The following is a 12,283-nucleotide window of genomic DNA, read 5'->3' as shown; positions in this document are numbered from 1 at the left end:
CCGTTGAGCACCGCTTTCGCCAGCGTGATGCGGAAGCCATGGCCGAAGAGCGCCCAGAGCGTCGTCCAGAGCGCGTAGAGGCCGCAGGCGACGATCAGCGGTTCGAGGCCGCTTCGCGCCGACAGCCAGCCGGTCAGCGCCTTCTGCCAGAAGTCGGGCGCATGGCCCGAGGCGGCGGGAAGCAGGATGCCGTCGACGACGACGCGGCTCACCACAACGGGCGCCAGCACGGCGAAGCTCGCCGCCAGGATCACGAGGAGGATGGCGAGCGCGAACTGGTGGCGATAGGGGCCGATCCAGTGCGTCAGGCGCCAGATGAGGCGCATGTCGAAGCGGCGCGTGTCGATGTCGTCCTCGAAGATCGAGTAGTCGCGTTGCGGCTTCGGCGGGGACTGCGGGGGCAGGGGAGACCGGGCGTTCATGGCGCGCTCCCTTCGGGGACGGCGCCCTGCGCCTCCAGATCTTGCGCCAGCGCCTCGCGGCGGCCCTGCACGCGCTCGAGATTGGCATAAAGGCCGTTCTTCGCCAGCAACTCGCGATGCGTGCCGATCTCCGCGACGCGGCCCTCGTCGAGCACGACGATGCGGTCGGCATGGCGCGCGGTCGAGACGCGATGCGAGACCATCAGCGTGGTGCGGCCGGCGCGCAGCGTCTTCAGCCGCGAGAGGATGAACTCCTCGGTCTCGGTATCGACGGAGGAGAAGCAGTCGTCGAGCAGCAGCACGGGCGTCTCGCGGATCAGGCCGCGGGCGAGGCTCGCGCGCTGCTTCTGGCCGCCCGACAGGGTGACACCGCGCTCTCCCACAAGAGTGTCGAGACTGTTCGGGAAGCGGCGGATCGTCGTCTCGAGATCGGCGGATTGCGCTGCATGCCAGACTTCCTCGGCGCTGCGCTCGGGATTGTCATAAGCGATGTTATGGCCGAGCCGGGCGGCGAAGAGGAATGGATCCTGCGGCACCAGCGCGACCTGCGAGCGCACTTGCGACAGCGGCAGCAGGCGGATGTCGCGGCCGTCGAGATAAATCGTGCCGGGCGGCGGGTCGAGCAGGCGCACGATGAGGCGAAGAAGCGTCGACTTGCCGGAGCCGACGCGGCCGAGCACGGCAATCGTCTCGCCGGGCGCGATGTCGAGCGTCACGCCGTTGAGCGCCGGCCAGCCGATGCCGGTCTGCCCGGAGCGCGCCGGGTGATGATAGGAAAGGTCGCGGATTTCGATCCGGCCGCCGATGCGGTCGAGCGGAACGGCTTCCGGCGCATCGCGGATTTCAGGTTCGGTGTCGAGGATTTCGAAAATGCGCGCCGCCGCAGATCCGCCGCGCTGGAAGAGCGTGACCATCACGCCGCCTTCCTTCACCGGCGAGAGCATCATGCCGAGATAGAAGATGAAGGCGGTGAAGGTGCCGACGCTGATCTCGCCCTTGAGCACCTCATGGCCGCCGAAGCCGACGATGAGCAGCGTCGTGAAACCGGTGATGACCAGCATCCAGGCGTTGAGCGCGGAATTGTAGAACATCAGCCGGTAGAATTCGCGCGCATAGCTGCTCGAGGTTTCCTCGAAGCGTTTCGTCTCGCGGTCTTCCTGCGCATGGGTCTGGATGGTGCGGATGCCGTTCAGGTTTTCCTGGACCTGCGCGGAGAGGTCCGAAAAGCCCTGCTGCACGACGGTCGACTGGCTGAAGATCTTCGCCGCGAGCAGCCAGCCGAAGATCGCAAAGAAGGGCAGCGCCGGCAGCAGCAGCAGCGTCAGCGAGGCCGATTGATGCAGCATGAAGGCGAAGGCGATGATGCCGGAAAAGCCGAGCACGAAGAGAAGCCGCGAGCCCAGACCGATCATCTGGCGGATCAGCGAGATGTCGTTGATGGCGCGGGCCATCAGGTCGCCGGTCGTCACTTTCGCGAAGAACTTCGGCCCCATCAGCTGAAGGTGCCAGTAAAGCCGCTGACGAAGCTCGAAGGCGACCTCGACGCCGACTTCGCGGACGAAGCGGCGTCCGTAGTTGAATGCGACATAGCGCAGGAGCATCAGGCCGAGAATGGCAAGCGCGGGCCCGGCGAGGCGGGTGTCGCCGACGGCGACCCTGTCGATGCCGGTCTTCAATTCGAGCGGCATCAGCGCCTCGAAGACGCGCCCGACATTGATGAAGCTCATGCCGCCCCAGAAGCGCCAGGGGTTGCGATGGATCAGAGGCATGAGCCGCCACAAGGGATTCCTTGCGGAAGGGCCCGTTCTCGGGGGGCTTTGGGGAGGGAGCGTCACGGAACTGACCGGGCTGGGCGTGTTTCCACGCACGTAAGACGGTGTCCGCCCGCCTCGTCTCCCGAAAGAGACGACGGCGTTTCCGCCTTTTTATGAGTCGATTGACGAAACTATACGCCCTTCATGAGCGGGGGGAAGCGTTGTCATCCAAGGGGCCCGGTTTCCATCAATCTGTGCTCGCATTGTCACATTCGACACAAGAAGTTCATCAGCACTTCATGGAACCCCTGTAGCTGCACGAAGGCCGGCACGGGATTCATGGGCACACGATTCGCCGGCCACATCCGCGAAAGCGAGGGACGACGTGACCGATCAGGCCGCAGCCATTTCCGAGACCCTGGAAGAAGGCGCCCTGCTGCGCCCGAAAGACCGTCTGAAGCGTGCCGTGCACCGGCACCGGGCCGCTTCGAAAGAAGGCGTGCTGGAGCGGCTTTTCACGCTGCTTTTCACCGGCCTCGTCTACCCGCAAATCTGGGAAGACCCGGTGGTCGACCTCGAGGCGATGGAGCTCCGTCCGGAGCATCACGTCGTCACGATCGCGTCGGGCGGCTGCAACGTCATGTCCTATCTCGCCGCCGGCCCGGGCCGGATCACGGCCGTCGACCTCAACCGGGCGCATGTCGCGCTGACGCGGCTGAAGCTCGCCGGCGCCGCCCACATGCCGAGCTATGAACATTTCTTCCGTTTCTTCGGCGAGGCCGACAACCGCGCCAACATGGAGGCCTACCGGCTCTTCCTGCGCGACCGGCTCGACGACGAGACCTATAATTACTGGGAGCGGCGTTCCCTTTCGGGACGCAAGCGCATCTCGCTCTTCGCGCGCAACTTCTATCGCTACGGGCTCCTTGGCTATTTCATCGGCTGGGCGCATCTCGCGGCGAAGCTTTACGGCGTCGATTTCCGCCCGTTGCTCGATGCGGGCTCGATGGCCGGCCAGCGCGTCTTCTTCGACACCAAGCTCGCGCCGCTTTTCGACAAGAAGTTCGTGCGCCGCTTCACCGACAATCCGGCTTCGCTCTACGGCCTCGGCATTCCGCCGTCGCAATATGAAAAGCTCTCCGGCGGTCGGCCGATGCACGAGGTGCTGCGCGAACGGCTTGAAAGGCTGACCTGCGGCTTTCCCATCGCCGACAATTATTTCGCCTGGCAGGCCTTCGCGCGCCATTACGCGCCCGGCGAGACGCCGTCACTGCCGCCTTACCTGCAACGCGAGAATTTCTCGGCGCTGCAGGCCGGCGCCGCTCGCGTCGAAGTGCTGAACCGCAACTTCATCGAGTTCCTCGCCGGCGAGGAGCCGCAGAGCGCCGACCGTTATGTGCTGCTCGACGCGCAGGACTGGATGACCGACATCCAGCTCAACGATCTCTGGCGCGAGATCACGCGCACCGCGCGTCCCGGCGCCCGCGTCATCTTCCGCACCGCCGCCGAGCCGAGCCTGCTGCCCGGCCGCGTCGCGCCCGAAGTTCTCGATCGCTGGCACTATGAGGCGGAGCGTTCGCTCGACTGGACGACCAAGGACCGTTCGTCGATCTATGGCGGCTTCCATCTCTATACGTTCAAGGGCTGAGGCCATGACGCTCGTCGAACCCGGACATTCGGCATTGATGGACCGGGTCTACCGGAACCAGCGTCATGTCTACGATCTGACGCGGCGCTATTATCTGCTCGGCCGGGATCGGCTCATCGCCGGGCTCGATGCCAAGCCCGGCATGAGCGTCCTCGAAGTCGGCTGCGGCACGGGGCGCAATCTCGTCGCGGCCTCGCGCCGTTATCCACGCGCCGCCTTCTTCGGCATGGATATCTCGTCCGAGATGCTGGCGACGGCGCGTTCCGCGGTCTGCAAGGCGCGGCTCGAGCAGCGCGTCAGCCTCGCTCAGGGGGATGCCACGGATTTCGATCCGGGGCTTGCCTTCGGCGTTTCCGGCTTCGACCGGATTTTCATGTCCTATACGGTTTCGATGATCCCGGTCTGGCGGGAGGCGATCGAACAGGCGATGCGCAATCTGGCGCCGGGTGGCAGCCTTCATATCGTCGATTTCGGTCAGCAGGAGCGGCTGCCGGGCTTTTTCCGCGCCATTCTCTTCGCATGGCTCCGCTGGTTCCACGTCGCGCCGCGGGCCGAGCTTCGCGAAGTTCTGCTGGAAATCGCCGACGAGCATGGTGCAACGCTCGATTTTCAGGCGCTCCATCGCGGCTATAGCTGGCTTGCCGTGCTCACCAGGCGTTGCTGAAAACCTTCCTGCGTTGATCTACCCCAATGGATTTCCGCTTGCCGGCCTCTAGAGTTGGGTCGGTCCATCAGGGCATAGAGCCCTCGAAGCGGGTTTCGTTCAGTGCAGCGTCGTCGTTTGTCTCTCCTTCGGCTGGCGGGTTTGGCCCTTTTGCCAGTCACGGCCTTCTTTCTGCAAGCGGGAGAGGCGAAAGCGCAGGCTTGCGCCGATCCGTTGGCGAGCGTTTCCACGCTTCGCCCCGAAATCCGGGCCGATCTCGATCTTGGGACCCTCCAGCGTTTTTATGCGAGCGCACCGGGCATCTGCGTCTGGCGGCCCGAGGACGCTGCGGCTCTGATCGCCACGCTCGGCGCAGCGCCGGAGCAGGGCCTCGATCCGAGCCCCTTCCATCTCGGCGAGATCGAACGGTTGAGCCATTCGCCGGATAGCGCGGTGGCGGCTATGCGAGACTTGCTGCTCACCGATGCCGCCTTGCGCTATGCCCGCGACATGACGCGGGGTCGCGTCGATCCGGCGCATGTCGACGAGGATGTCGATTTCGAGATTTATCCCGTCGACCCGGTTTTCGATCTCAGGTCGGTGCTGAGACGCGGCGATGTTGTGGGCTGGCTCAGGAGCCTGCCGCCACGCCAGCCGGAATATGCCGCGCTGAAGGCGCTTCTCGCGCGCTATCGCGATCTCTCGGCGCATGGCGAGTGGGCGACGCTCGATGCGCCGGCAAAAGCCGTGAAGCCGGGCAAGGCGAGCACCCTCGTGCCTCTCCTGCGCGCGCGCCTCGCCGCCGAGGGCTATCTTGCCGACAGCCGGGCACAAGACGACATTCTCGCGGGCGAGACCATCGATGCGCTGAAACGCTTTCAGGCGGATCATGGTCTTGCGGAGGATGGCGCGCTCGGCAAGAAGACGGTGGAGGCGCTCAATGTCGGTCCGGCGGAGCGCGTCCGCCAGATTGCGCTCAATCTCGAGCGCTGGCGGCAATTCTCGCGCGGCATTCCTTCGACGCGGATCGAGGTGAATACGGCGGCGGCGAGTGCGGCGCTCATCATCGGCGACAAGCGCGTGCTCGCCATGCGGGCGGTGGTCGGCAAGAAGGCCACGCCGACGCCGCTGGTGCGCAGCGATCTTCATGCCGTGGTGATCGATCCGCCATGGATCGTGCCGGCCTCGATCATCCGCAAGGAGATCATCCCGGCTCTGAAGCGCAAGCCCGACTATCTCGAAAAGAACAACATGCACTGGCAGGGCAACCAGCTCGTGCAGGCGCCGGGCGAAAAGAATTCTCTCGGCCTGATCAAGTTCGAATTTCCGAGCAGTTTCGACGTCTATCTGCACGACACGCCGGCGCGCAGCCTCTTCACGCGCGAGGCGCTCGACGATCGGACCCGCAGCCATGGCTGCATCCGTCTCGAGAAGCCGCTCGACCTCGCCGAGATTCTGCTCAAGGACAATGGGGACTGGCCGCGCGAGCGTATCGAACAGGCGATGGCCGAGGGCACGACGGTGCGCGTGCCAGTGGCGGACGAGATTCCGGTCGTCATCGCCTATTGGACGGCCTTCACGGCCGAAGACGGCCGGGCGCAATTCCGCGACGATATCTATGGCCGGGATGCGCGGCTGTTCGATGCGCTGACGCGGCCGCAGACCGCGAGTCCGTCTTCAGCTCCCAACGCAGCCGCGTCCTTTTGCGGCTCCTGAGGCAATTCCCATAATATAATTACGGTCATTTTCGTTGACCACGCCGCAGTTTGGCCTCTATAGGGGGAAGAAGGCCGATTGTGCCTGCTTGTCCCACGAGGAGGTGTGGCGTTGGATTTCACGCGGAGAGGGTTTCTCGGTACAGCTTCGCTTGCGGTGGCTTCGCTCGCGATCGCGAGGCCGGCAATGGCGGCGGTCGGCGCGCCGCGCAAACTCGAACTCCACAATATCCATACCGGCGAGAGCTTCGCGACGACTTATTGGGCCGATGGGGCCTATGTGCCGGGCGCGATGGCCGGGATCAGGAAGGTCCTGCGCGATCATCGCGACGGGTCCGAACATGACATCGATCCGCGTCTTCTCGATCTGCTGGCGGCATTGCGCGGCAGGCTCGACACGACGGCGCGCTACGAGGTCATCTCGGGTTATCGCTCGCCGCATTCGAACGGGCTGATGCACAAGGCGAGCAGCGGCGTCGCCAAGCGCAGCCTGCACATGGAAGGCCGCGCCATCGACATTCGCGTGCCGGGCCGCGATCTGAAACTCGTGCACAAGGCCGCGCTGGCGCTCAAGAGCGGCGGCGTCGGCTATTATCCGAAGAACGACTTCGTGCATGTCGATTGCGGCAAGGTCCGCCATTGGGGCGGGACGCGCGACGTCTGATCGCGCCGACGATGCGCCTGGGCTCTCCGGTGCAGCTATTTTTACCTAGTCGAATAGGTTGAGAGGCGCAATGGACCGGGGATTCCCGCGTCCTGTCCGGCCCTGGCCGGCCATTTCCCGGTGACATTCGCGGTTGGAAGTGAGCTAAGATGAAATCTCGATATCAAGATCGACAATGGGCATGTCGATCTCCTGTGACGTTCACGGTCCAGCCGCAGCTCAAACGCGTAGTCGTCCCGGGGCTGGCGACGAGAGGGAGCGATGGTCAATTCACGCCTGGATTCCAGCCGGAATGAGCGACGAACGGCCGGTGATCGCGAGGGACTGGCGGGACGATGAAAGTCATCATTCAGATCCCCTGCTTCAACGAAGAAGACGTCTTGCCGATCACGTTGGCGGCCCTGCCGAAGACCGTGCCGGGTATCGACGAGATCGAAGTACTGGTCGTCGATGACGGCAGTACAGACCGGACGGCCGAAATTGCCCGGCGTCACGGCGTTCATCACGTCATATCCCATGTTTCAAATCGCGGGCTTGCGCAGGCGTTCATGACCGGGTTGCAGGCGGCGCTCGATCGCGGTGCCGACATCGTCGTGAACACGGACGCCGACAACCAGTATTGCGCGGATGACATTCCTCTGCTCATCCAGCCAATTCTGGAAAACCGGGCGCTTATCGTCGTCGGCGCGCGCGCGATCGACCGGATCGAACACTTTTCGATTGCAAAGAAAATTCTGCAGAAGCTCGGCAGCGCCGTCGTTCGCTTCGTCAGCAAGACGGATGTCGCGGACGCACCGAGCGGATTTCGCGCGATGCACCGGGAGGCCGCGGAGAAACTGTTCGTCTACACGACCTACACGTATACGCTCGAAACCATCGTGCAGGCCGGACGCAAGAATATCCCGATCATCAGTGTGCCAATCAGAACGAACGGAGATCTGCGTCCGTCGAGGCTGGTGAAGTCGATACCGAGCTATATAAACCGGTCCATCATCACGATTTTCCGGGTCTTCGTTCTCTATAAGCCGCTGCGCTTTTTCTCGGCGGTAGGGGGCGTTCTCGGGTTTGTCGGCTTGCTGATCGGCCTGCGATATCTTTTCGTGCTGGCTTTCGAGGCAAATCCAGGTGCGCATATTCAGTCGCTGATCTTGATGGCGGTGCTGATATTCAGCTCCGGCCTCTGTTTCGTCGCCGGGCTCATCGGCGATGTGGTGGCCGCGAACCGGCTTCTTCTGGAGGACATCAGAACGAGCCTGCGTGGAATGCGCGCCGACAGAACCGACGAGCAAGACGGAAAACATGACTGATACGCCGCTCGTTACGGGCAATCATTTCGACAAATACGGCTCACGGAACCCGCTCGTCCGCTGGATGATGAAGGGTTTCTTCGAGGCGTTCGACGATCTTCTCGCCGCCACCGGCGCCACGGAGGTTTACGAAGTCGGGTGCGGCGAAGGCAAGCTCAGCGCCCATATCATGGATCGCGGCATCCGCATCCGCGGCTGCGACATAGGGCCGGAAGAAGTGGCGATGGCGAACGGCATCGCGAAAGAGCGTGGCGTCCCCCCGCCTTTCGAGGTGCGAGACATCTACGAACTGGCCGACAAGACCGCGATTGCGCCGCTGGTCGTCTGTTGCGAGGTGCTCGAACACCTGCCGGACGCGCGAAAGGCTCTCGACGTCCTCGAACGTTTGACCCAGAAGCATCTGATCGTCAGTGTGCCTCGTGAGCCATTATGGCGGATGCTCAACCTCTGCAGGGGCGCCTACCTGTCGGCCTGCGGGAATACACCGGGCCATATCCAGCATTGGAGCAGTCGCGCGTTCCGGTTGATGCTGGACGAGAAATTCGAGGTTCTGGAAATGCGTCGGCCTTTGCCCTGGACGATGGCACTATGCAGACGTCGCGATGTCGCGCGACCGGTTTCCTGATGTCGATCCCGTCCGATACGACGTGGGTGCGCCGCGGACGTCAAATCGCCAATCTTATCGGGCTGGGCGCTGCCCTGGCTGCAATCGTCTATCTCGCTTTCCGATTGCAGGGGCAGATGGCGGCCGAGGCGATGTTTCTTTTAACGCAACATGTCTGGTCGATCGCGCTGCTTTCGGTGGCGTATGCCGCGATTTCCTTCATCCCCTGTCTGAGCTGGGCACTTCTTCTGGGCGGCGCCGATCGACGGACGGTTGCCGAGGCATCGGTTCTTTGCGCGAGAACGCAGATATTCAAATACCTTCCGGGTAACATTCTGCATTTTGCCGCCCGGCATACGGCGAGGGAGGAACTGGGTTCCCATCGTCGAATCGCGATGGCGACGTGGTGCGACCTCGTGCTGGCCGGCGGCGCGGCGGCATTCCTCGCTCTGGTCGGCGGCTTGCCGGAACTGACGGCGAGCCAGGCCGCGCTCCATATATCCGCGAACGAGTTCGCCGTCGGCGCGGCCGCGATCGGGATCGGCGTGCTTGCGGGAACGGTTCTTGTCCTGCGATGGAGCGGGGCAACAAGAGAGCAGCTTCCATATGCTCTTTTATGCTGGCTTGGCTATCTTCTTTTCTTCGGTCTTTGCGGTCTGCTGATCTCCCTCCTCCTGAGCGAGGCGGGTTCGTCCGCACCACTGTTCCAATGCGTGGTGATTGCGGCTCTGGCATGGATTTTTGGAACGATCATCCCCGGCGCAAGTGCGGGGCTCGGCATACGTGAGCTGGTGATCGTAACTCTCGCGACGCCTTATGCGGGGCCGGCGGTCGCGGGCTTCGTTGCATTGGCCTATCGTCTTGTCACGCTGGGCGGCGATGCGCTGCTCGGGCTGACGTCGCGACTTGTCCGACAGAAAATTCGTCGTGGCGAAAGCCATGGTTGAGCCGGGGGTATTTTCGATGCGTGAAATGTGGTTGAGACTCCCGGGCAAGGCGAGGTCGTTGCTCCTTTTGCTGCCCGGCTTTGTCTATGTCTGCATCGTTCACGCGATGATCCCGTTCAAATCGGTTCCCTTCCTCGGCTTCATCCTGTGGGCGAGCGGCTTCAGCAATTCGATCGCCAAAGGCGAGACATGGACGACCGCGACAAATTTCGCGATGCCGGTCGGCGCATTGCCGGCCTTCGGGCTCCCCTTCAACGTGGTGCAAGCGAGTCTGATTTCCCTGTTCGACCTGCAGGTTCTCGACAGCTATGCGCTTTCCGCAGACCTGTTCCTCGCGGCGGCGCTGGCCGGCTGTTTTCTGCTCGCGCGCCATCTCGGGGGAACGCGCGCGATATCCGCCATTATCGCCGTTCTTTTTCTTACCCTGCCGCTGATAAAGGAATCCGATTTTTTCGGTCCCCTCGGCATGTCCTTTGCCCTCCTGCCGACCTACTTCCTCGTCGCGCTGCGGAGCTGGGATCGTTTTTCCGAAAACGAGCTTTCCCCGCGTGCCATGGCGGGAACGACGGCGCTGCTGGTCGGCACATTCGTATTTGCACTTTTCCTCGACGGTTACGGCTTTGCGATGTTCTGTTTCATGAGCGGATTTTTGACGCTCTGGCGCGGATACGATCTTCTGCAGCGACATGAGTGGCGGCGCCTTTGCGTCGGGGCCACCGCATTCTGCGCCGCTGTTCTGATTGCCGTGGTCCTTTACTCTGTGTCGGTCGCATCCGACGGTGAGATGCCTGTATCCGATCTCTCCACATTCAGCTCCCTCAGTGCAGACGTCGCGTCCATTGTCATGCCGACCAAAGGAGCGAGGGCCGTATACGACTGGGCGGGTATCGTCAGATCGTCTTCTCCGTGGCCCAATCTTGGCGATTCCGCGGTCAATTTTCCCGGCTATCTTCTTTTGCTGGTCGCCGGAGCGGGCTTCGTCCGCGGGCATTGGAACTCGCGTTTGCGTTACGCGCTGCTCGCCGCGGCCGTTGTCGCGGTGATCTTTTCGATAGGCCCTTCATTCAAGTTCGACGCGCGGGAAGTTTCGACGGCAACGGCGACATCCGGCGAGCTTATGGGCACTCCTCTGCCTACGGCCGTTCTGTTCGAGAAAATGCCGGGCTTGAAGAACATGCGCGCGTCCTCGCGCTGGCTTCTTGTCGTCGATGTCTCGCTTGTCCTGTTTGCGCTGGCGGCTTTGATGGCGCTCGACCGGCGTTACGGCTCGGGAGTCGCCACCATTGCCGGCCTATTGCTGCTGGTCGAGGCCGCTCCGTCACTTTCCGGAAGCTTGCGCGCCGGAGAGAAGGCCTATGCACAAGAGCGGCTGTTGAAACGCGAGGTGGTCGACGATCTGGGGAAGCTCCTGAAACCGGGCGAGATGGTCTATTTCCGGTCCGCTCGAAGCAATTTTTATCTGCCGCGCGTCGCGGGAAGCTTGTTCGTGACTTACGCGGCGGCCGATCTTGGTATCCATGCCTATAATGTCGGTGGCGACAAAAATCTGTCCTGGCTGCAACCTCGCTGGCCTCAGGAACTACGGAGTATCCGCAAAGGCATCTGCGTCGTGCCGAATCTCATTTCGATGATCGACCAAGGGGCGCTCGACGCGGTCGTGTTTCCTTTCTTCGATACCTACTGGAGCGTTTTCCAATGGCCGCGGAGCGATGCGGAAATCGAGCGCGGTCGTCGTGAGTTCAGGGATTTGCGTCTGCAGGCGCGCGGCTTCAGCGTTGTCGAAATGCCGACATTCGCGGTGGCTCGCCGCGACCGGAACGCGCCGGACCCCGGAAATATCCGGCCGCTCGGACAGCGCATCGAAGCGATAAATCTGGAGACTTGCGGACAGACGGGGTGGTCGGATGCCGTCGAGTCTGTCGGCATATGGACGATCGCCGAAAAGGCCGATTTGACGCTCTCGTTCGACAAGGACATTCCGGCGAAAGGAGCGATCCATGCCTATGTCAGGGCTTTTACGCCGCCTCAACACCCGCAGCAGCGCGTCACGATCTTTGTGAACGGCGTCGAGGCCGGGACATGGGATTTCCATGTCGGAGACGGCATGATGGAGAGACGCATCGCCATTCCCGCAGGTGGCGCCTCCGCCGGCGGCGACAAGCGGAAAATGGACCTGACCTTCACGATTTCCGAGCCGGTGGCACCGGCCGAGCTTCACCTGTCGCCGGACGCGCGACGTCTCGGCATGGCGCTGTCATGGATATGCGTGACAGATGGAGATCGGGCCTGCGACGCGCAGTGACCTATCGGATCAAGCCCCGGCCGTGCCGGGGTTCGACGCCCGGCGCGCGGTCTCGACATTGGGCAGGAAGCCGGCGATGAGGCCGATCAGCGGCAGGAAGGCGCAGACGTCATAGACGAAGGTGATGCTCGTCATGTCGGCGAGCTCGCCGAGCGCCGCCGCGCCGATGCCGCCCATGCCGAAGGCGAAGCCGAAGAAGAGGCCGGCCACCGTGCCGACGCGGCCGGGCATCAACTCCTGTGCATAGACGATGATCGCCGGAAAGGCCGAAGCGAGG

Annotated in this window: 9 protein-coding genes and 2 pseudogenes; 8 read left to right on the top strand and 3 right to left on the bottom strand. The window is 63.0% G+C overall.

The window, feature by feature from the left end:
• Positions 1-422, bottom strand: a pseudogene (locus tag VMR03_RS17890) (ABC transporter ATP-binding protein); the annotation flags it as partial.
• A complete protein-coding gene (locus VMR03_RS17885) occupies positions 419-2,191 on the bottom strand; it encodes an ABC transporter ATP-binding protein (protein ID WP_325407639.1) in 1,773 nt (590 codons plus the stop codon). The pseudogene VMR03_RS17890 and the gene VMR03_RS17885, both read right to left, overlap by 4 nt.
• Before the next feature lie 403 nt (positions 2,192-2,594).
• Between VMR03_RS17885 and VMR03_RS17880 the strand changes: the two genes are divergently transcribed.
• From VMR03_RS17880 to VMR03_RS17845, 8 genes are all read left to right on the top strand, one after another.
• Complete coding sequence (locus tag VMR03_RS17880) at positions 2,595-3,824, top strand: DUF3419 family protein (protein WP_325407641.1); 1,230 nt, start codon at positions 2,595-2,597, stop codon at positions 3,822-3,824.
• Positions 3,825-3,828: 4 nt separating this feature from the next.
• A complete protein-coding gene (locus tag VMR03_RS17875; protein WP_325407637.1) occupies positions 3,829-4,488 on the top strand; it encodes a class I SAM-dependent methyltransferase in 660 nt (219 codons plus the stop codon).
• Positions 4,489-4,629: 141 nt separating this feature from the next.
• Complete coding sequence (locus tag VMR03_RS17870) at positions 4,630-6,183, top strand: L,D-transpeptidase family protein (protein ID WP_325407635.1); 1,554 nt, start codon at positions 4,630-4,632, stop codon at positions 6,181-6,183.
• A gap of 111 nt (positions 6,184-6,294) precedes the next feature.
• Complete coding sequence (locus VMR03_RS17865) at positions 6,295-6,846, top strand: DUF882 domain-containing protein (RefSeq protein ID WP_325407633.1); 552 nt, start codon at positions 6,295-6,297, stop codon at positions 6,844-6,846.
• 335 nt (positions 6,847-7,181) lie between these two features.
• On the top strand, positions 7,182-8,153 hold the full coding sequence (locus VMR03_RS17860) for a glycosyltransferase family 2 protein (RefSeq protein WP_325407631.1): 972 nt from the start codon (positions 7,182-7,184) through the stop codon (positions 8,151-8,153).
• Positions 8,146-8,778, top strand: a complete 633-nt coding sequence (locus tag VMR03_RS17855; RefSeq protein WP_325407629.1) for a class I SAM-dependent methyltransferase — start codon at positions 8,146-8,148, stop codon at positions 8,776-8,778. Before VMR03_RS17860 ends, VMR03_RS17855 begins: the two co-directional genes overlap by 8 nt.
• A complete protein-coding gene (locus tag VMR03_RS17850; RefSeq protein WP_325407627.1) occupies positions 8,778-9,704 on the top strand; it encodes a hypothetical protein in 927 nt (308 codons plus the stop codon). The genes VMR03_RS17855 and VMR03_RS17850 overlap by 1 nt, the downstream gene beginning before the upstream one ends.
• 58 nt (positions 9,705-9,762) lie before the next feature.
• Positions 9,763-12,006 (top strand): hypothetical protein, encoded by a 2,244-nt coding sequence (locus tag VMR03_RS17845; protein WP_325407625.1) that lies wholly within the window; start codon positions 9,763-9,765, stop codon positions 12,004-12,006.
• A 9-nt stretch (positions 12,007-12,015) separates the two neighbouring features.
• On the opposite strand, the pseudogene VMR03_RS17840 reads toward VMR03_RS17845, so the two are convergent.
• A pseudogene (locus tag VMR03_RS17840) lies at positions 12,016-12,283 on the bottom strand (MFS transporter); the annotation flags it as partial.

The organism is Parvibaculum sp. (genome assembly GCF_035511255.1).
Taxonomy (GTDB): domain Bacteria; phylum Pseudomonadota; class Alphaproteobacteria; order Parvibaculales; family Parvibaculaceae; genus Parvibaculum.
Note: the sequence above shows the minus strand (reverse complement) of the source record. Positions and strands in the feature narration are given on the sequence as shown.